18 protein-coding genes are annotated in these 19694 nt (G+C 45.5%); 1 reads left to right on the top strand and 17 read right to left on the bottom strand.

Going from position 1 to position 19694, the window contains the following annotated elements; translation table 11 throughout:
• Nucleotides 1–75 precede the first annotated feature (75 nt).
• Together ftsY and smc are read right to left on the bottom strand one after the other, a co-directional pair.
• The gene (gene ftsY, locus ACFQ2J_RS02975) at nucleotides 76–1287 is read right to left on the bottom strand and encodes a signal recognition particle-docking protein FtsY (RefSeq protein ID WP_386056434.1); all 1212 of its coding nucleotides are present in this window, start codon (nucleotides 1285–1287) and stop codon (nucleotides 76–78) included.
• Between the two features lie 13 nt (nucleotides 1288–1300).
• The gene (smc, locus tag ACFQ2J_RS02970) at nucleotides 1301–4867 is read right to left on the bottom strand and encodes a chromosome segregation protein SMC (protein ID WP_386056432.1); all 3567 of its coding nucleotides are present in this window, start codon (nucleotides 4865–4867) and stop codon (nucleotides 1301–1303) included.
• Nucleotides 4868–4991: 124 nt separating this feature from the next.
• Between smc and ACFQ2J_RS02965 the strand changes: the two genes are divergently transcribed.
• Nucleotides 4992–5216, top strand: a complete 225-nt coding sequence (locus tag ACFQ2J_RS02965) for a DUF1128 domain-containing protein (RefSeq protein ID WP_386056430.1) — start codon at nucleotides 4992–4994, stop codon at nucleotides 5214–5216.
• Nucleotides 5217–5327: 111 nt separating this feature from the next.
• Here ACFQ2J_RS02965 and rnc read toward each other — a convergent pair whose 3' ends face one another.
• The 15 genes from rnc to ACFQ2J_RS02890 all read right to left on the bottom strand — a co-directional run bounded on the left by rnc (nucleotide 5328) and on the right by ACFQ2J_RS02890 (nucleotide 19566).
• A complete protein-coding gene (rnc, locus tag ACFQ2J_RS02960) occupies nucleotides 5328–6011 on the bottom strand; it encodes a ribonuclease III (RefSeq protein WP_386056429.1) in 684 nt (227 codons plus the stop codon).
• A gap of 125 nt (nucleotides 6012–6136) precedes the next feature.
• Entirely contained in the window at nucleotides 6137–6370 is a 234-nt protein-coding gene (gene acpP, locus ACFQ2J_RS02955) for an acyl carrier protein (RefSeq protein ID WP_386056427.1), read from the bottom strand.
• A 58-nt stretch (nucleotides 6371–6428) separates the two neighbouring features.
• Nucleotides 6429–7169: a 3-oxoacyl-[acyl-carrier-protein] reductase gene (gene fabG / locus ACFQ2J_RS02950; RefSeq protein WP_386058326.1), complete on the bottom strand. Its 741-nt coding sequence runs from the start codon at nucleotides 7167–7169 to the stop codon at nucleotides 6429–6431.
• A 2-nt stretch (nucleotides 7170–7171) separates the two neighbouring features.
• Nucleotides 7172–8113, bottom strand: a complete 942-nt coding sequence (gene fabD / locus ACFQ2J_RS02945) for an ACP S-malonyltransferase (RefSeq protein WP_386056425.1) — start codon at nucleotides 8111–8113, stop codon at nucleotides 7172–7174.
• Entirely contained in the window at nucleotides 8113–9117 is a 1005-nt protein-coding gene (gene plsX / locus ACFQ2J_RS02940; RefSeq protein WP_386056422.1) for a phosphate acyltransferase PlsX, read from the bottom strand. Before plsX ends, fabD begins: the two co-directional genes overlap by 1 nt.
• Complete coding sequence (gene fapR / locus ACFQ2J_RS02935; RefSeq protein WP_386056421.1) at nucleotides 9114–9695, bottom strand: transcription factor FapR; 582 nt, start codon at nucleotides 9693–9695, stop codon at nucleotides 9114–9116. The genes plsX and fapR overlap by 4 nt, the downstream gene beginning before the upstream one ends.
• Before the next feature lie 313 nt (nucleotides 9696–10008).
• The gene (locus ACFQ2J_RS02930) at nucleotides 10009–11019 is read right to left on the bottom strand and encodes an ABC transporter ATP-binding protein (RefSeq protein WP_386056419.1); all 1011 of its coding nucleotides are present in this window, start codon (nucleotides 11017–11019) and stop codon (nucleotides 10009–10011) included.
• Nucleotides 11016–11966, bottom strand: coding sequence for a C40 family peptidase (locus tag ACFQ2J_RS02925; protein WP_386056417.1), 951 nt, complete (start codon nucleotides 11964–11966; stop codon nucleotides 11016–11018). Before ACFQ2J_RS02925 ends, ACFQ2J_RS02930 begins: the two co-directional genes overlap by 4 nt.
• Before the next feature lie 15 nt (nucleotides 11967–11981).
• Nucleotides 11982–13103, bottom strand: a complete 1122-nt coding sequence (locus ACFQ2J_RS02920) for a mandelate racemase/muconate lactonizing enzyme family protein (protein ID WP_386056415.1) — start codon at nucleotides 13101–13103, stop codon at nucleotides 11982–11984.
• Nucleotides 13104–13130: 27 nt separating this feature from the next.
• Nucleotides 13131–14048, bottom strand: coding sequence for a S66 peptidase family protein (locus ACFQ2J_RS02915; RefSeq protein WP_386058324.1), 918 nt, complete (start codon nucleotides 14046–14048; stop codon nucleotides 13131–13133).
• A gap of 110 nt (nucleotides 14049–14158) precedes the next feature.
• A complete protein-coding gene (locus ACFQ2J_RS02910) occupies nucleotides 14159–15787 on the bottom strand; it encodes a peptide ABC transporter substrate-binding protein (protein WP_386056413.1) in 1629 nt (542 codons plus the stop codon).
• A gap of 27 nt (nucleotides 15788–15814) precedes the next feature.
• Nucleotides 15815–16822 (bottom strand): ABC transporter ATP-binding protein, encoded by a 1008-nt coding sequence (locus ACFQ2J_RS02905; RefSeq protein ID WP_386056411.1) that lies wholly within the window; start codon nucleotides 16820–16822, stop codon nucleotides 15815–15817.
• A 5-nt stretch (nucleotides 16823–16827) separates the two neighbouring features.
• Nucleotides 16828–17784 carry an ABC transporter permease gene (locus ACFQ2J_RS02900; protein WP_386058322.1) on the bottom strand — a complete coding sequence of 319 codons (957 nt, stop codon included), beginning with the start codon at nucleotides 17782–17784 and terminating at the stop codon, nucleotides 16828–16830.
• Nucleotides 17785–17797: 13 nt separating this feature from the next.
• Nucleotides 17798–18730, bottom strand: coding sequence for an ABC transporter permease (locus ACFQ2J_RS02895; RefSeq protein ID WP_386056409.1), 933 nt, complete (start codon nucleotides 18728–18730; stop codon nucleotides 17798–17800).
• 11 nt (nucleotides 18731–18741) lie between these two features.
• On the bottom strand, nucleotides 18742–19566 hold the full coding sequence (locus ACFQ2J_RS02890; protein WP_386056407.1) for a M55 family metallopeptidase: 825 nt from the start codon (nucleotides 19564–19566) through the stop codon (nucleotides 18742–18744).
• Nucleotides 19567–19694 lie beyond the last annotated feature (128 nt).

The raw sequence follows: 19694 nt of genomic DNA, 5'->3' as shown, positions 1-19694 counted from the left end.
GTCAAGCGCCCCTTGTTAAGTGAAATTACTTTACATTAGTGTAATACTATCGAAAAACAGCCGAACAGTCAAGGTCTAGTCGACGATTTCTTCGTCCTCGTACTCATCGATCGTGTCGGCAAACAGACCATAGACGAATGCGTGTGCATCAAATTCCTGGAGGTCTGTAATTTTCTCTCCAAGACCGACCAGCTTGACCGGAATCTCCAGTTCATTGCGGATTGCGAGTACGATCCCGCCTTTTGCGGTTCCATCCAGCTTACTTAGAACAATACCGGAAACGTCTGTCGCTTCAGAGAACGTCTTCGCCTGGCTCATCGCATTTTGTCCTGTCGTTGCATCAAGAACGAGCAGGACTTCATGAGGTGCTCCGGGAATTTCCCGTTCGATGACACGTTTCACTTTGGACAGCTCATTCATAAGGTTGACCTTATTCTGCAGCCTTCCTGCCGTATCACATAGAAGTACATCTGCATCTCTCGATTTTGCAGCAGAAATTGCATCGAAGATGACAGCAGCAGGATCGGCGCCTGCACTGTGCTTGACGACATTCACACCGACTCGGTCTCCCCATACTTCCAGCTGTTCGATTGCACCAGCACGGAACGTATCCCCTGCAGCAAGCATGACGTTCTTACCTTCGGATTTCAATTTATGTGCGAGCTTACCGATAGTCGTCGTCTTTCCGACTCCATTGACGCCGACGAATAAAACGACGGAAAGGCCATCATGGTTGATGTTCAACCCTTCAACTTCCCCTTCATCATCATCGCCATAATAAATGTCGACAAGCTTCTCGGAAATGACTTCCTTCACTTCTCGAGTATCTTTGATATTCCGGCGCTTCACTTCCATTTTCAGCTCATCGATCATGTCCATGACAGTCGTCACACCGACGTCTGCTGAAATGAGCACTTCTTCCAAATCTTCGAAAAAGTCTTCATCGACTGTTCGGTAACGTGCCACAAGATCATTAAGTTTACCGGAGAAAGAGTCTCTCGTCTTCTTCAGCCCCTGCTTGAACTTTGCAGCGATCGATACTTCTTCGTCCTGCTCCGCTTCTTCCGCGCGCTCTATCTCTTCATGAGCTTCCTGATCATCTTGGCTTTCTGCAGTTGCATCTGCTAAAGGGTCAACAGGAGCGGCGTCATCCTGCACCTGATCATCGGCCACTTCTTCATCTGCAGCCTCTTCACCTGTCGATTTTTCTGAAGATGCTTGTTCTTCTTTTTGTTCGTCTTCTTCTTTCAAGTTGAATTTTTCTTTTAATTTCTTAAAAAAGCTCATCGTTTCATCCTTTCTATGCTTCCACTAATTCTTTCGTCTCCTCCATTCGGACAGATACCAGCTTAGATACTCCTGATTCCTGCATGGTGACCCCGTAAAGCACGTCGGACTGCTCCATTGTACCTTTCCTATGGGTGATGACGATGAATTGTGTTTCTTTACTGAAAATCTTCAAGTATTTCGCAAACCGGTCCACATTGGCTTCATCAAGTGCAGCCTCCACTTCATCCAGCACACAGAAAGGCACCGGACGGACCTGCAGGATAGCGAACAGCAATGCAATTGCAGTCAGTGCACGTTCCCCGCCGGACAGCAGACCGAGATTCTGAAGTTTCTTTCCTGGCGGCTGAGCAACGATATCCACACCAGTTTCAAGCAAATCATCCGGATTCGTCAATCTCAAGTCCGCTCTTCCTCCACCGAAAAGCTCCTGGAAGACAACGACGAATTTCTCCCTGATCTGACTGAATGTATCGTCGAAACGCCGCTCCATTTCACCATCCATTTCGGAAATGACTGTATAGAGCGTATCCTTCGCTTCATTCAGGTCTTCCTGCTGGTCTTTAAGGAACTGGTAGCGTTCCTGGATACGATCATACTCTTCGATTGCACCAAGGTTCACTGTGCCGAGCTCATCGATGGCACGTTTGATCAGCTTGACTTTCGTTTTTGCTTCTTCCAATTCTTCCGTTGGAGGATATTCTGCTTTCGCTTTCTCGAATGACATAAAATATTCTTTCTGTAGGTAATCCAACAGGTTTTCAAGCTCTACATCCATCCGGTTCGCTTTAACTTCTTTGTCCTGGATATCATGGACGTAGTTCTGATGTTTGCGATGCCCTTCTTTCAGCTCTTTTTCATGGTCCTCCACTACAAGTGACCGTTTGGAGCGTTCTTCTCTCCGCTCTTGGATCAGTTTCATCGTCTTCTGCTTTCTGCTCTTTTTGTCTTCGATATCATGTGTAAGTTCTTCTTCGGTCTGCTTCATATTAACGACATCGAGCAATTGTTCATACTGTTCACGGTTGGATGCAATTTCCTGGTCCAATTCCAACCGTGATTGCTCCAGCTGGTCCATCTTGTCCTGTTGATTCTTAATGAATGACTGCTGTTCCGCCAATGCGATTTGGAGCTGATGGCGCTTTTCTTTAAGCGTATCTTCATTTTCCTGTTGTTTGTTCAACTTTTCAGTCCATTCGTCTATGCGTACTTGAGTGGATCGCAGTGTGCCATCCAACGTTTCAAGTTCTTCTTCCAGCTCTGAAAGGCGCGCCTTCATTCGTTGCCCTTCTTGCTCATACTGTTCCTGATCCTGATCGAACAAGTGCAGGTGGTCGTTCAGGTTTTCCAATTTCACTTCCCATTCACGAAGCTTCGCGCGCTTCTCCTGTTCGGTCTCCCTCAGTGTTTCCAGCTCATCCCTTGATTTTTCAGTCTGAGCTTCCAGCTGTTGGATACTAGCCTTCAAAGCGGCAACCTTGGTTTCTACATCGGTCGTTTTCTTCTGGAAAGAATCAAGCTTTTCAGTGAGCTCCTGTAAGTCTTTTTCTCTTGTAAACAATGATTGGTTCGTCTGCTTCTTCGCTCCTCCCGACATGGAGCCTCCTGGATTGACGACGTCACCTTCCATCGTGACAACTCGAAAGCGTCGTCCCGTCAGACGGGCAATTTCATTCGCAGCTTTCAAGTCCTCTGCAACGATGATATGGCCGAGAAGGTGCTCGATCGCCTTCTTCACACGATCATCATAGCCCACAAGTTCAGATGCTACGCCGACAAAACCTTCTGCCTGGGCAACTTTAGCTTTCGCTTCAGCCGGGATGAACCGTGGCTGGATGGTGGCCAGGGGCAGGAATGTCGCACGGCCATTATTGCTCTGCTTCAACCACTGGATCGCATTCCGGGCAGCTTTTTCATCTGTTACGATGACATGCTGGGCTTGTGCTCCCAACGCTGTTTCAATAGCAGTAATCGTTTCTTTCGGGATGTCGATCATCTCGAGGACTGCTCCTTCAATGTCGTGGAGACGGTTGTTCTCCCGTGCTTTAAGTACCGCCTTCACCCCATGGAAGAATCCTGAGAAATCTTCTTTCATCTCCTCAAGCATCTCTTTCTTCGATTTCATCTTTTCCAAGTGCTGATACCCTTGATACAACTTTGTCTGCAAGTCCTGATGTTCGTATTTTTCCTTCCTCAAGCGGACGTCAAGCTGCTTATGCTGCTCTTCCTTCTCTGCTCTCTCTTTTTGAAGTTCACCTGTCTGCTTGGTTGCTGCATCTCTTTTCTCAATCAACTGCTGCCTTTCCCCGCGGATGTCCTTGAACTTATCCTGCTGTGCATCACTTTTTGAGCCAAGTTGATCCAGTTGTTTCAACAACGATTGGCGCTCGTTGCGTTTTGCAGCTTGTTCGTTCAAGAATTCGATATAATCACTTTTCAATTCTTCGATTTCGTCCTCGATATCCTGCTCACCATGGGAAAGTAAACCTTCAACTTCTTCGTGCTCCGCTTTGGTACTTTTCCGTTTTTGTTTCCATTCCTGCATGAGCGATTGCTGTTCAGCATACAGTTTCTTAGTCTCTGCAAGCTTCGTGGTCAACTGTTCAAAATCACTTTCAAGCTTGGACTTATTCTCTTCCACATGTTTATGCCGTTCTTTCATCAATTCCTTTTTGCCTTCAAGGTTTTCAAGGTTCTTCGTCAGAACGAGCATCGTCTCCTGCAATCCTTCAATCGATTCGTCCAGATCAGCGATATGACTTCGTTCTTCGACGACGATTGCTTCCTTCTTCTGAATGGCTGTTTTCAGCTGGATTTCTTCTCTTTTCATTGAATCAAGATCAGCTAACAGCTGTTGCCATTGTTCATTCAACGATTCGATCTGAGTGATGAGCAGCGAGATTTCCACTTGCTTCAGTTCATCTTTTTTCTCAAGATAATCCTGGGCTATCGCTGCCTGCTCTTTCAAAGGCTCGAGCTGCCCTTCTATTTCATAGATGATATCTTCGACTCGGTTCAAGTTCTCCTGAGTCTCAGCCAATTTATATTCCGCTTTTTTCTTACGTTGTTTATATTTCAGAACGCCTGCCGCTTCTTCAAAGATTGATCGCCTTTCCTCTGCTTTGGAACTCAGAATTTCTTCGACTTTTCCTTGGCTGATAATCGAAAAAGCCTCACGGCCAAGGCCGGAGTCCATAAAGAGGTCGACGATATCTTTCAAACGGCACGCCTGCTTATTGATATAAAATTCACTCTCACCAGAGCGGTACACCCTTCTGGTGACGCTGACTTCCTGGTAATCCAACGGGAGGGCATTGTCCTCATTATCCAATGTCAATGTCACTTCTGCCATATTCAGGGCATTTCTGCTGTCACTTCCAGCAAAGATGATATCCTGCATCTTCGAACCTCTCAGCGACTTTGCTGACTGTTCACCAAGCACCCATCGTATCGCATCCGTGATATTACTTTTCCCACTGCCGTTCGGGCCAACTACAGATGTCACTCCTGGAACAAAATCCACGGTAACCCGCTCGGCGAATGATTTGAATCCTACTGTATCGAGACGTTTGAGGAACATCTTCATCCTCCTACTTTTTCTAACTTGTTGATATGTATTTTGCAATTCAACTTTTTTATTTTATCATATAACAGAAGGTGATAGAAGAAGCATCGCTGATACTACCCAGGAGGAGGAATTGATTTTGAGTTTGAATCAACCAACACAGGAAAATCTGAAAATTATCATTGATGATATGGCAGAGCGTCTTCAGGTCGTCAACCGATCGATCATGGATCCGGAAGACTATGATCTCGAAAAATATGAAGATATCAAATCACTCCACGATATGATCGTCATGAAAGGTCAATTGAGCGTCAGTGAAATCCAGGCATTCGTACAAGAGCTTGGTAATTACCGTAAGCAGTAAATGCGAATAATAACGCAAACCAAGAAAGACCCGAACCATTCATCATTGAATTGGATCGGGTCTTTCTTGGTTCAGCTGTAACCTTTTCCACTTGTTGTGGGGTCATACAGCTTATTTGATTTTTTCCAAGGCTTTTTCTGCGGCACGTTGTTCGGATTCTTTCTTTGTCCGCCCGATGCCGATGCCTACCGTTTCGCCTTGGACCCTTACATGTGCAACGAATTCCCTGCTGTGGGCAGGGCCGCGTTCTTCTATGATTTCATACTCGATCACACGGTTACGATCCCGCTGGACTACTTCCTGCAATTGGCTTTTGTAATCCATCGCATGCGAAAAAGCACCTGTTTCAATTTTTGGATAGACGTGATTCTCCAGGAACCTCAGAACTCTGTCAAAACCTTGGTCAAGATAAAGAGCTCCAATGAACGCTTCGAATACATCCGCCAGAAGCGCAGGCCGGTTCCTTCCACCGGTCATTTCTTCCCCTTTTCCTAACAGGATGTGTTCACTGAAGTTCAGAGTTTCCGCAAAGCTGACTAAGGAAATCTCACACACCACAGCTGCCCGGAGCTTTGTCAGCTCTCCTTCGCTCATTTTCGGATATTGCCTGTATAAGAATTGGGAAACCCCTAACTCCAATACCGCATCTCCTAAAAATTCAAGCCGCTCATTGTCAGTTCTATCCGTTTTTCGATGCTCATTCACATAGGATGAATGGGTGAATGCCTGCTTCAACAGGTTTACATTATTGAAGGTCACCCCTGTTTGTTGTTGAAAGGTTGAAAAATCCTCCATATTCCACCTTATCCCTTTCAGTAAAAAGTTTGGTAAAGCAAGAGGATATCTGCATGAAGATCCTATCCTCCACCATTAACTGGTTCGAAGAAAAGACCTACGAAGATATCCTGCTTGCCCGATTATTATTGGCTGCTGTTTATGTAATTAACAGCGTCACCAACTGTATTGATTTTTTCTGCTTCTTCATCAGCGATCTCCATATCAAACTCATCTTCAAGCTCCATTACAAGCTCAACAACATCCAATGAGTCCGCTTCAAGATCATCCTTGAAGGAAGCCTCCATTGTCACCTTGGATTCGTCTACATCTAAACGGTCGACAACGATTTTTTTCACTCGATCAAAAGTTTCTGCCATAAGACTTCACCTCCCTTCAGTAATTATAGGGTAATTCATTATAAAAAACCAGATTGGATTACATAACCATTCCGCCGTCTACGTGAAGTGTCTGACCAGTCATATAAGCAGCATCCTCTGTGGCAAGGAAACGTACTACTCTGGCTATATCCTCACCCTCACCGAGACGGTTCAACGGAATCATACTGAGCATGCTTTCTTTTTGCTCGTCTGTCAATTGATCTGTCATATCGGTAGTGATGAACCCTGGTGCAACTGCATTGACAAGGATGTTCCTTGTTGCGAGCTCTTTCGCACTGCTTTTCGTCAATCCAATCACACCAGCTTTCGCGGCAACATAGTTCGCCTGACCCGGATTTCCACTCACACCGACGACAGACGCAATATTGATGATTCTCCCACTCTTCTGTTTCATCATTTGACGAGTGACAGCCTTAGTACAGAGGAAGACACCTTTAAGGTTGGTGTTGATGACTTCGTCAAACTCCGATTCTTTCATTCGCATAAGCAGGTTGTCTCTCGTAATTCCTGCATTATTGACCAGAATGTCAAGCTTGCCGAATGCTTCAATGGTTGTTTTCACCATATCTTTCACATCAGATTCTTTCGAAATATCAGCCTGGATTTTCATCGCCTTTCCACCCATTGCTTCAATTTCCTCAACGACCGCCTGTGCTTTCGCTTCACTTCCAGCATAGTTCACTGCGACAGAAGCTCCTTTGGAAGCAAGCTCCAGTGCGATTGCACGGCCAATTCCACGAGATGCTCCCGTGACCAGTGCTACTTTGTCTTCCAGCATCATCATGATTCCTCCTTATACCATGTCATGAATTTCTCCAGGGATTCTGGATCCTGGATATTGAACGTTGTCATTCGTCGCTTCACTTTTTTCACTAAACCGGTCAATACTTTTCCATGACCGACTTCAACAATCGCATCGATGTCCGCTTCGACAAACTGCTCGAGGATTTGCTGGAATCTTACCGGAGAATAAAGCTGTTCTACCAATAATTGTTCAATCTCCGCTGCAGCTTGCACCGGTTCAGCAGTGACATTCGCATATACTGGAACGTCAGCATCGTTGACATCCGTTTCCTTCAACGCAGCCGAAAACTCCTCACTCGCAGGCTTCATCAGTCTAGAATGGAACGGTCCACTTACGTTGAGTGGCAGTACACGCTTCGCCCCGGCTTCCTTCAGCTTTTCTGAAGCAATTTCTACTCCCGCCTTCGTTCCGGAAATGACAATCTGACCCGGGCAATTGATATTAGCGAGATCAACAGCTTCCTGTTCGTCCAATTGATCAAGCACATGCTGGATATCCGCTTGTTCCAATCCTAGTACAGCAGCCATGGCACCCTTTCCTGTCGGGTAAGCATGTTCCATCAGCTGTCCTCTGCGCTGCACCAATCGGGCAGCCTCCAACGGCTCTAAAGCTCCTGCTGCTACAAGGGCAGAGTATTCACCGAGGCTGTGACCAGCAGTCATTACCGGCTTCACGCCTTCTTTTTCCAGAAGTTGCAGAACAGCAGCGCTCGTCAACAATAAGGCAGGCTGCGCATTCTCTGTCTTCGTCAATTCATCCTGGGGACCGTCGAACATCAATGATGTGATTGATGTTCCAAGTGCAGTGTCCGCCTGATCAAGCAATTGTTTCACTTCATCATATGAATCATAAAAAGCTTTCCCCATCCCTACTTCCTGGGAACCTTGACCAGGGAAAACGAATGCAACTCGTTTCATCACGATTCCTCCTTCGATTCATTCCATTCTTTGACCGTTTCTGTGATTTTTGCGCAAACATCTTTTTCCACCATATGGGAAGCCTGTTTGATCGCATTATAGAATGCTCTTCGATTCGAAGAACCATGAGCTTTGATCACTGGAGCAGCAAGCCCGAACAATCCAGCTCCCCCATACTCGGAATAATCCAATTTATTCTTCAGTTTTCTCAGATCATTCTTTACCATTCCTGCAGCAAGCTTTGTCTTGAAGTTGGACATGAACGTTTCTTTGATCATCGAAAACATCGTGAGCGCTGTCCCTTCAACGGTTTTCAGTGCTACATTCCCTGTAAAACCGTCAGTAACCACAACATCCGCTACACCTTCAAGCAGATCGCGTGCTTCTACGTTGCCTACAAAATTGATTGGGGCTTCTTTCAATCCTTCAAACGCCTTCTTCGTCAACTCATTCCCTTTTCCATCTTCTGTCCCTACGTTCAACAGGCCGATGCGGGGGTTTTCAATGCCTCTGACTTTTTCTGCGTAAATGGCACCCATGATGCCATATTGGATCAGGTGCTGCGGTTTTGCTTCAACATTTGCCCCGACATCCATCAGTAAGAAACCTTTTCCGTCAACTGTTGGAAGCGTCGGGCTCAATGCAGGTCGATCGATTCCTTTGATACGACCGACGACGAACAATCCAGCACTCATCAATGCACCGGTATTACCAGCGGAGATACAGGCGTCTGCCTTACCTTCCTTCACTTCATTTGCCATCAATACCATTGAGGCATTCTTTTTCCTTTTAACAGCACGGACCGGTTCATCGTCACTTGTAATGACTTCATCCGTATGGACGACTTCGATATTCGGAACCTCGTCGATCAAAGGTCTGATCCTGTTTTCATCCCCGAACAACACCAGGTTCAATTGTTTGTTTTCTTTTGCGGCATCCACTGCACCTAATACGATTTCATCGGGTGCATGGTCCCCTCCCATAGCATCTATGGCAATTCTCATGACTGTTGCAGCTCCTTCTGTTCGTTTGAACGGAACATATAGAACGTTCCAGCAAATACTTGTTCATTTTCTACATAACTCTGTACTTCCACCAGGGTTCTCCCCTTTTGATCGGTACCGGCGACTTTCGCTTTAGCAACTACGCGCTCGCCTTTTTTCACTTGGCGTGTAAAGTAGATTTCCGACTTCGCCGTCAATGCCAGTTCATCATTGATGACTGCTACAGCCAAAGAGTTCGCTTGCGCAAACAAATGATGGCCCCTGGCAATATCATTTCGCGAAAACACATGTTCTGAGCGGATATCCAAAATCGATATGGCGCGCTCGTCCAGTTCAAGGTCGACGACTTCTCCGATCACCTCTTCAATCGGCAAAGCCTTGACTGTTTCATTCCATTCATGGGTCGCAACGGATTTGATCCGTTCCCTCAGTTCAGGTATGGATAATTCCATACGATCGAGGCGGATGGTTTGAATACTTACACCGAACTTCTTAGCAAGCTCTTCATCCGTAATGAACGGCATGGATTTGATTGTTTCCTTCAACTCTATCTGTCTTGTCACTTTATTTCGCTTCATTACTTTCCACCGTCCAATTACTCTAGTCAATGAAAGGAACAACGTCTCTAGATTAAAGGTAGGAGACATTCATTTATGTATTATGACTAGGTACTAATAGTAATATATAATACCAGAACCATTTATGCAAGGATGAAGATGACGATTTATCATAAAGCAACGGTTGATCATATACACAAGAATATGCGTCCCAGTCACCACTGACAAGTTTACAAGCTCCTTCATTTGCTGAAGAATGAAATATCCGAACAATCGACAGTTGATTGTTCGGATATCCTGGATTTACTATCAATCTAGTTTCAGAAAAGCCAGCTTATGATTGCTGCAGCTTTTCCCTAACATCATGCGGCTTATCAATGTCTTCATTGAACAAATGACATGCTACATGATGATCCTTCTCGATTTCCTGCCACACCGGCTTGGTCGTCGCACATGCTTCCATCGCCATCGGGCAGCGTGTCCGGAACACACAACCACTAGGAGGATCGATCGGGCTTGGGAGTTCTCCCTCAAGGATTGTCCGCTCTCTTTGTTCCTCGATATCCGGATCAGGAATCGGGATTGCGGATAGCAATGCCTGTGTGTAAGGATGCTTCGGATTATCATACAGACGGTCACTCGTCGTCAATTCAACTAAATGACCGAGATACATTACACCGATCCGATCAGAAATATGCTGCACCATGGAAAGGTCATGAGCGATGAATAAGTAAGTCAGTCCCTTTTCTTCCTGCAGTTTTTCCAAAAGATTGACGACCTGTGCCTGAACAGACACATCAAGTGCAGATATAGGTTCATCTGCAATGATGAAGTCAGGATTTAGCGCCAGTGCTCTTGCAATACCAATCCTCTGACGTTGACCACCACTGAATTCGTGCGGATATCTTGTAGCATGATCGCGGTTCAGTCCAACCTCTTCCAGAAGGTCATACACTCGCTCCATCCGTTCTTTCTTCGTTTTGAATAATCCGTGGACAATCATCGGTTCAGAGATGATTTCTGCTACGGTAGACCTCGGATTCAAAGAAGCGTATGGATCCTGGAAAATCATCTGCATGTTACGGTAGAAGGAGAATTTCTCCTTCTCAGAAAGTTTATGAATATCCTTCCCTTCGAAAAGGACTTCCCCCTCCGTACGATCATACAATCCCATGATCGTACGGCCTGAAGTCGATTTCCCACACCCTGACTCTCCAACAAGTCCGAATGTCTCTCCACGTTTGACATCAAACGTAACACCGTCTACAGCCTTCAATATCCGGCCTTTGCCAAGGTCAAAATGTTTCTTGAGGTTGTTCACTTGAAGTATGGTTTCCTGGCTCATGCTGGTCCCTCCGTCTCGATCCAATAACGCCTTGCGACGCACAACTCTTTCTCATAAAATGTACCTGCAAGCTTGATGATTTCGATCTGTTTCCCAGTACTTGGTGAGTGAATCATTCGGCCGTTCCCATAATAAATGCCGACATGATGGATCTTCCCTTTTCCTTCTTCGTAAGCAAAAAACAACAAATCACCAGGCTCAAGTTTATCCAATGGAACATTTTCTCCACTATTCGCCTGGTCGTCAGCATCGCGCGGGATCGTGTACCCTGCTGCTTTGTGCATGTTGTAACTGAAACCGGAACAATCATACCCGTAAGCACTCATGCCTCCCCAGAAATAAGGTAGCTCAAGGAAAGCCTCACCAATCTGGATGATGGTCATTCCATCCTCCTGAACCTTGCCCTTGGACAGGGGATATACATAGACATCTTCCTCTGAAAGGAATGCCACTCCATGAGGGGTAAGCACTTTTACTGATGTATCCTCCGTACCCTGTACAGGAAGTTCGGTCAAATAACTCAATTCGAGCATCTTTTCTCCTTTTTCGTCTCGCAGCCATGCCTTCTTGCTTGAAACGACAGCTGACTTGCCGCTGCTCCAAAACTCCTTATCGATCGGCTGGAGTTGAACCTTAGGTACCCAGCCCGGATAGCCACGCTCATCTTTCTTGGAAGGCTGGCTTGGAATGATGACATGCGCCCACTCCCCTTGTGTATCCGTAACCACCACTTCTTCCCCATAGAGAAGTTGTGACTGCACTAGATTGGAATCGCACAGTTCCAATCGGAGTTCATAACCTAGTTGTTCGTACCACTCTTTAATAGCTGCAGGGTTCGACAATCCAGGCTGATCGATTTCTCTTGGTGATGCAGGTGATGTCCAAACCGTTGCAACTGGCACATTGACAATGTACATCCCTTTGTTCGCTCTTTCGTTCGATTCCATCCGATCACCCTCCAATTATTTTTCAACTGCATAGATCGACTTTGTATCATGCAAATAATTACCGTCTATTTCCTTAACACCAAGTCCGCTTCCGGAATTGAATGTAATCTTCCTTTCATTATAAATAATACCTCCACTTACAATATCATCTGCAAGCATCAGCGGCGCGTCAAAATCATACCGGGTCACATTTTTCTGGCTTGCTGCAAAATGAGCGGCAGCAGTGATGCCAAGCTTCGTTTCGATCATGCTCCCTACCATACATTCTACACCAAAACTTTCAGCAAGATTGGCAATCTTCATTGCCTGATGAATACCTCCAGCTTTCATAAGCTTTATGTTGATTAGGTCGGCACTTGCCGTCTCCAGCACTTCTCGTGCATCATAGATGGAAAACACGCTTTCATCAGCCATGATCGGTGTGTCGACATTTTCGGTTACATATTTCAACCCTTTAAGGTCATGGGCAAGGACAGGTTGTTCAACTAATTCAATATCCAGTCCGAGGTCTTCCATTTTACGGATGGCTGAAACTGCCTCTTTCGGACGCCACCCCTGATTGGCATCAAGGCGGATCAGACAGGAATCACCGACTTTTTCACGGATTGCCTTGATCCGTTCAATGTCAGTGGAAATCTGATCTTTACCTACTTTCACTTTCAATACGTTGAAACCATTGTTGATATACGCTTTGGCATCCGCTGCCATTTCTTCCGGAGTATTTACACTGACGGTATAGTCTGTTTCAATTTCGTCCCGATATCCTCCAAGAAAGACGTGTAGAGGAAGGCCGGCCTGCTGGGCAGCACAATCGTGAAGTGCCATGTCTATTGCAGCTTTCGCACTTGTATTACCTACGATCGCTTTATTGATGAGCGCGAACAGCCGGTCCCTTTCTGTAATTGACTCACCAGTCAATAAAGGCTTGAATACGTTGGTGATGGCCGATTCTATACTTGCCAGACTGTCTCCAGTGATTACGTGCGTTGGAGGGGCTTCTCCCCAACCGATGATCCCGTTGTCGCAAGTCACCTTCACGATGACGGTTTCAGCCACGGTAACCGTTCTAAGTGCTGTTTTGAATGGTGTATGTAATGGTACAGCACCATAATAAGTATCAATCGATACGATTTTCATAGTTTCTCATCCTTTTATCTTTTTTGCTTATCGTACTCCAGGCTCTATCTGTAACCCCTTGTCGCTTGAAAGGGTCGCCTTCGCCCCTAGAGGCACAGCGAAATGCGGTTGACAATGGCCGATTTTGAACCCTTTGACTACCGGAATATCCAACCCGGAAAAATAGAAATCCAATACTTCATCTAATGATAAGGAAGGTCGTCCATTAGTTGGTTCTGCATTTTTGAAGTCACCGACTACTATTCCAGCAGCTTCTTCCAGTTTACCAGATAGTTTCAACTGGTTAAGCATCGAATCGACACGATATGGCGCCTCATCAATATCTTCAATAAATAGAATCTTGTCTTGTACATCGATTTCATAAGCTGTTCCGATTCCGCTTACGATTAACGAAAGATTCCCGCCAGTAAGTGGACCCTCAGCTTCACCAGCAACAATCGTTTCTGTTTCTGAAAATCGCGAGTCATACCTTAACGTTTTCGGTTCAAAAAGTTGATGGAACAGTTCTTTTGAACGGTCATCGAAATCATCCTGCCCAATATCAGAGCTGAGCATTGGTCCATGGAACGTTACTAGACCAGTCTGCTGCCTTATAGCCGTATGTAAATAAGTAATGTCACTGTATCCCCAGAAAATTTTCGGATTCTTTTTCATAAGTTCCATATCGATCGAGTCTGTTATTCTCGCAGTTCCATATCCGCCTCCTGCACAGAAAATCGCCTTGATGGAAGGGTCATGGAACATTTGATGGAAGTCTTCCAACCTCTCCGCATCGGTACCAGCCAAGTATCCATTCACTTTCGAGACATGGTTGCCGACTTTGACTTTCAGCCCCATAGATTCCATGAACGGAATTGCTTTTTCCAGCTTTTTCAGGTTAGGAGGGCTTGCTGGTGCAACGACACCTATTGTATCCCCTTTAAATAATCGTTCCGCATGAATCATACTGTTTTCCACCTCTCCAGACTGGTTCTTCAATTCTTCAATAGAAAAGGATGACTTGATGGGAGGCTCAGCTCTGAACCTCTCCATCACAGTCACCCCCTAAGTCAGTCTTATTGCTTGTCTGCCCATTTCAATTCAAGGTATCCGACTGGATGGCGTACCATTCCTGTTACACCTTCCTGTTGCAATACTGCCTGATTATAGAAATGTACAGGGAAGATCGGCATGTCCTCGAACAATACCTTCTCTGCTTCATACATGTACTCCCAGCGCTTCGCTTCATCCGTTTCTGCTTTTGCATTGCTGATCAATTCATCATACTTTGAATTGGACCAACCAGTACGGTTCATGGATGAATCTGTTGTGAAGCTTTCCAGGAAGTTGATCGGATCTGCATAGTCTGCAAGGAATGAACTTCTGGACAGCTGGTGTTTCAAATCTTTCTGATCTTGAAGGAAAACGTTCCACTCTGTATTGGCAAGCTTGACTTCAACACCGAGCGCTTCTTTGAACATACTTTGCAAGGTTGCAGCTATGGAAGCATGCGCATCACTCGTATTGAATGTCAATGTAATAGGTGGAAGTTCATCATAACCTTCTTCTTTCATCCCCTCTTCAAGCAGCTTTTTCGCTTCTTCAGGGTTATGCTCGATAAGATTGCCATTCTGCTCACGGAAATCGTTTCCGGATGGGTCTTTAAAACCGTAAGAAACGAAACCATAAGCTGGTTCTTCTTTGTTTTTCGTTACATATTGGACGATATCCTGCTGATTGACAGCCATCGCGAACGCTTTACGGATCTTGGCGTTCTGGAAAGGCTCTTCTGTTACGTTGAATCGGTAGAAATATGTTCCAGCCTGATCTTCGATGATCGCCTTATCACTTTCAAGGAGTTCCTCAGCGTTATCTGCAGGGATGCCTGATGTATCAAGGTCCCCAGCTTCAAACATCTGGTATTCCGTATTCGTATCATTGACCATTGCCCACTCAACTTTATCAAGCTTTACAGTATCTGCATCCCAGTAATTTTCACTTTTTTCCATTACAAGGGAGCTGTCATGCTTCCATTCAGCAAGTTGGAAAGGACCGTTTCCGACGAAGGAATCCGCTTCTGCAAACCACTCAGGGTTTTCAGTTGCTACACTTTCATTGACAGGGAAGAATGCCGGGTTCGAGATGACATTCAGGAAGTAGTTCGTCGGAGCTGTCAAAGTAACTTCCAATGTTTTTTCATCTTTAGCTGTGACCATGACATCTTCTTCAGAGCCTTCACCATTGTTGTAAGCTTCTCCACCTTCAATGAAATATCCAAGGAAAGCAGCCGGTGAAGCAGTCTCAGGATCCAATAGACGTTTCCAGGCATATTCGAAATCGCCTGCTGTTAAGTCGTCGCCATTGGACCATTTAGCGTCCTCACGGATATGGAAGGTATAAGTCTTTTTATCTTCGGAGATGTCCCACTTTTCAGCTGAAGCTTCTTGTGGTTCATGGTCTTTCCCTAGACGTGTCATCCCTTCCATCAAGTTGTTCAGGATGTTCCATGAAGCTGCATCAAATCCGATTGGAGGATTCAATGACGTTGGCTCCATCCCGTTATTCAGTTGTAGCACCTTTTCAGCACTTTCGTCTGAACCTTTATCCTCTTTGTTCTCATCATCGCCTGAACTTTCACTTGTCGTACAAGCTGCAAGTACAAGCACCATCATTGCGGCTATGAACATCGTTAGCCATTTTTTCATGCGTTTGTTCTCCCTTCTGATATGTATTTATCTTGTGGCCGCATGAGAGGCCGACAATTCTTTGGCACGTTCATCCTGAAGCCAGCAGTCCACTTCATGTGTGGTACTTAGAGCTGATTTGAACGGATAAACTTTTTCACAAACCTCCATCGCTTTCGGACAGCGCGCTGTAAATGGACAGCCCACAGGAGGAGAAAACAGATCAGGTGGGGTACCGTCGATCGGTACTAGCTTTTCACCTTTTTGATTCAGTTTCGGAACAGAATTCAGCAGCCCTTGTGTATATGGATGCTGCGTATTGTAGAAAATTTCACGCTTCGTTCCAACCTCAATGATCTTACCAGCATACATGACTGCGATACGATCTGCGATTTTTGCAACGACACCGAGATCATGTGTGATAAGAATGATCGATACCCCGGTTTTTTTCTGGATTCTGTCAAACAGATCCAGAATCTGTGCCTGAATGGTGACATCCAGGGCGGTAGTAGGTTCATCTGCAATCAGAAGTTCTGGATCACAGATCAGAGCCATTGCAATGACGATACGCTGCCGCATTCCCCCACTGAATTGGTGCGGGTATTGCTTCAGGCGTTCGTCCGGATTAGGAATTCCTACTAATTCAAGCATTTCAATTGCTTCCTTTTTCGCTTCTTTCGAAGAGATCGATCGATGCGTCATCAAACCTTCTGTAAGCTGATCACCCACAGTAAGCGTCGGGTTCAGTGCTGTCATCGGATCCTGGAAGATCATTGATATATCCGCACCTCGAATCTTCCGCATCTCTTTATTTGGAAGCTTGGTAAGCTCTTTCCCTTTGAAATGAATTGTTCCATCTGTAATCTTTCCGGGCGGTTCAGGAATAAGCTTCATGATACTGTTTGCAGTTACACTTTTTCCGCATCCGGATTCCCCCACGATAGCAAGGGTTTCTCCTTTGTGAAGGTCGAAGTTTACGCCTCGGACAGCTTTGACTTCTCCTCCGTAAGTTACAAATGAAACATGAAGGTTGTTGACTTCGAGTATTTTTTCCATGGTGATCACCTCCTCAATTTCGGATCCAATGCATCTTGGAGCCCGTCCCCTAGTACGTTAAATGCAAACATCGTTGCAGAAATGAAAAATGCAGGGAAGAACAATCTCCACCAATCGCCGGACAAAATTACTCCGAGTGCATTACTTGCCATTACACCCCAACTGGCATAAGGAACCTGGATTCCAAGTCCTAAAAAGCTCAAGAACGCTTCCGCGAAAATTGCAGTTGGCACGGTCAATGTCATCTGGACAATGATCGGCCCCATCGTGTTTGGCAGAAGGTTCTTCCTGATGATTCTACTCGTTTTCGTACCGAACGACTTTGATGCCAGTACGAATTCATAGTTTTTGATCTGCAGCACCTGTCCTCTGACGATCCTGGCCATCCCGACCCATCCGGTGACGGTCAGAGCGATGATGATTGTCGTCAGGCTTGGTCCCATTACGACCAACAGCAGGATGACAACAAGCAAATATGGAAGACCATACAGGATTTCAATGACACGCATCATCATACTGTCGGTGCGACCGCCCTTGTAACCGGCAATTCCTCCATAGATGACCCCAATGAAAAAGTCGATCAAAGCTGCCATCAATCCTACGAATAGAGATATTCTCGCCCCGTACCATGTACGAGTGAACACGTCTCTTCCAAGCTGATCGGTGCCGAACCAATGCTCAAGAGATGGTGGAAGATTCTGCTTTGGCAAGTTTTGTCCGTCCACCGTGTATGGGGAAATGATCGGACCGAAGATTGCCATGAGTCCTAAAAAGATAAGGAATAGCAGGCCGCCCATCGCCAGCTTGTTTTTTACTAGCCTTCTCCAGGCATCTGCCCAATAGGAGAGTGATGGTCGGACGACCGTCTCTGCCCCTCCCCGATCTTCATCGAGTGGGTTGAACCAATCATCCGGTACTTTTGTTGTGGACGGAGAATGGTTAGCGTTTTGTTTATCTGTCATGTGATTCATCGAATCATTCCCCCTCCTTCTTATGCAGTTTTATACGTGGATCAATGATTCCATAGGCAATATCTACGAGGAACAACATGAATACAAGGAAGAAACTGTAGAACACTGTCGTTCCCATGATGACCGGGTAATCACGTTGATTGATACCTTCAACAAAATACTTACCCATGCCCGGAATAGCGAAAATCTTTTCGATAACGAAAGTTCCAGTCAAAATACCAGCCAGCAATGTACCTAGAATGGTAATGACAGGCATCATTGCATTTTTCAATGCGTGCTTGATGATGATCTTCGCAGGCTTCAGCCCTTTAGCTTTAGCTGTCTTTATGTAATCCTGCGTCAAAACCTCAAGCATGCTTGATCTCGTAAGACGTGCAATGATTGCCATCGGTCCTGTTGCAAGCGCTAAAGTCGGCAGGACCATATGAGCAGGACTTGACCAGGTAGCCGTCGGAAAGATGCCCCAGTCTACTGCAAGCTTCTGAATCAATAAGGTCGCAAGGACAAAGTTCGGTATGGAAATGCCGATAACAGCAAAGGCCATCGCCATATAGTCGATAAAGCCATTATGCCTCAATGCTGCTATGACTCCTAAAACAACACCAGAAACCAAAGCAAGCAGGATGGTTGCCATACCAAGTTCGAAGGAAATCGGGAATCCCCTGCCAAGTAAGTCATTGACTGTTTCGGTAGGCTGTTTGATGGATGGACCGAAATCCAACGTTGCAATCGATTTCAAATAAATCAAGTATTGGATGAACAAAGGCTCATCCAAATGAAAATGCGCCTCCAAGTTAGCCTGAACCGTTTCATTGGTACCCCGTTCTTCATTGAATGGCGAACCAGGTATCGAATGCATCAGAAAAAATGTAAGTGTAGCGATCACAAGGACCGTTACAATCATTATCATAAACCGTTTAAGTATGTATCGAATCATTCAAACCCCTCCTAACTGAAGGAGGTACGCATCGCAAGCTCAGTCATGACAAGCATCGCCTGATACGCCTCTATGATATTTTCTGCTTCATAACGAACCGTGGTCGTACCTGGTAAGATTTCTACTCCCGGCATAAGGCTCGCCCATTCTGCTTCCCCATAATTGGTGAATTCGATTTTCAATACAGGGTTTTCTGGTGGAGTCAATGGTTTGAGATTATCTTTATTCGCCAAGGCTTCTTTCACTTTTTGCTGCAGGACTTCGCCTGCTTTTTTAGGTGTCAGACTTTTAACAGCTGAACGGGAAATCGTTTCTTTCACGACAGCAGTAGTAATCCCGGGAATCAGTGCTTCCGCTTCCCTGGCAGCACAATCATCGCCAGCAACCATCAGTACCGGCACACCGAAGTGACCTGCTACATAAGCATTGAATCCAAGCTCCCCGACAGCAACATCGTTTATGTAAAAATTCCGCACACCGAAAATCATTGAATGGGACATGACGCCACGCTGTCCAGCTCTTGCGTGGTAGCCGATGAACATCGCACCTGCATAACTCTCATCCAGACTCTGTACCATCGATAATGGCTTTACATCACCAGTGATCAACTGCGCTTCCGGGTGGAGTTCTTCAATCATAATATTATTCATCTTTGAATGACTATCATTCACTAGGACCTCTTCGCAACCAGACTCATAGGCAGCTTCGATGACATAGTTCGTCTCGCCGGTCATGATTCTTCTGGCACGATCATAATTAAGTTTACTAGAGTCGACATAGGTATCATCAGGCAAACCTGTGATGCCTTCCATGTCGACGGATAAAAACAGCTTCATCGATGTAATCTCCTTCTCTGCTGGATTTGATTTTAAATGTTTAACAATTCTATCAATTTTTTGATAAATTTACAATATGTCAGAATATTCATTAAATGGAATGTTTTCTGGAAATTCAACAAGTTATC

This window comes from Thalassobacillus hwangdonensis (assembly GCF_042675915.1).
Taxonomy (GTDB): Bacteria; Bacillota; Bacilli; order Bacillales; family Halobacillaceae; genus Thalassobacillus_A; species Thalassobacillus_A hwangdonensis.
This window is presented reverse-complemented; position numbering and strand designations above follow the sequence as displayed.

Bases quoted from the DNA above. Each gene is read 5' to 3' on its own strand.
- ACFQ2J_RS02890 (WP_386056407.1), bottom strand. From the start codon at position 19,566: ATGAAGCTGTTTTTATCCGTCGACATGGAAGGCATCACAGGTTTGCCT.
- ftsY (WP_386056434.1), bottom strand. From the start codon at position 1,287: ATGAGCTTTTTTAAGAAATTAAAAGAAAAATTCAACTTGAAAGAAGAA.
- fapR (WP_386056421.1), bottom strand. From the start codon at position 9,695: ATGAAGCGAAATAAAGTGACAAGACAGATAGAGTTGAAGGAAACAATC.
- ACFQ2J_RS02895 (WP_386056409.1), bottom strand. From the start codon at position 18,730: ATGATTCGATACATACTTAAACGGTTTATGATAATGATTGTAACGGTC.
- fabG (WP_386058326.1), bottom strand. From the start codon at position 7,169: ATGCTGGAAGACAAAGTAGCACTGGTCACGGGAGCATCTCGTGGAATT.
- ACFQ2J_RS02915 (WP_386058324.1), bottom strand. From the start codon at position 14,048: ATGATTCATGCGGAACGATTATTTAAAGGGGATACAATAGGTGTCGTT.
- plsX (WP_386056422.1), bottom strand. From the start codon at position 9,117: ATGAGAATTGCCATAGATGCTATGGGAGGGGACCATGCACCCGATGAA.
- ACFQ2J_RS02920 (WP_386056415.1), bottom strand. From the start codon at position 13,103: ATGAAAATCGTATCGATTGATACTTATTATGGTGCTGTACCATTACAT.
- acpP (WP_386056427.1), bottom strand. From the start codon at position 6,370: ATGGCAGAAACTTTTGATCGAGTGAAAAAAATCGTTGTCGACCGTTTA.
- smc (WP_386056432.1), bottom strand. From the start codon at position 4,867: ATGTTCCTCAAACGTCTCGATACAGTAGGATTCAAATCATTCGCCGAG.
- fabD (WP_386056425.1), bottom strand. From the start codon at position 8,113: ATGAAACGAGTTGCATTCGTTTTCCCTGGTCAAGGTTCCCAGGAAGTA.
- ACFQ2J_RS02910 (WP_386056413.1), bottom strand. From the start codon at position 15,787: ATGAAAAAATGGCTAACGATGTTCATAGCCGCAATGATGGTGCTTGTA.
- rnc (WP_386056429.1), bottom strand. From the start codon at position 6,011: ATGGAGGATTTTTCAACCTTTCAACAACAAACAGGGGTGACCTTCAAT.
- ACFQ2J_RS02930 (WP_386056419.1), bottom strand. From the start codon at position 11,019: ATGAGCCAGGAAACCATACTTCAAGTGAACAACCTCAAGAAACATTTT.
- ACFQ2J_RS02925 (WP_386056417.1), bottom strand. From the start codon at position 11,966: ATGGAATCGAACGAAAGAGCGAACAAAGGGATGTACATTGTCAATGTG.
- ACFQ2J_RS02900 (WP_386058322.1), bottom strand. From the start codon at position 17,784: ATGACAGATAAACAAAACGCTAACCATTCTCCGTCCACAACAAAAGTA.
- ACFQ2J_RS02905 (WP_386056411.1), bottom strand. From the start codon at position 16,822: ATGGAAAAAATACTCGAAGTCAACAACCTTCATGTTTCATTTGTAACT.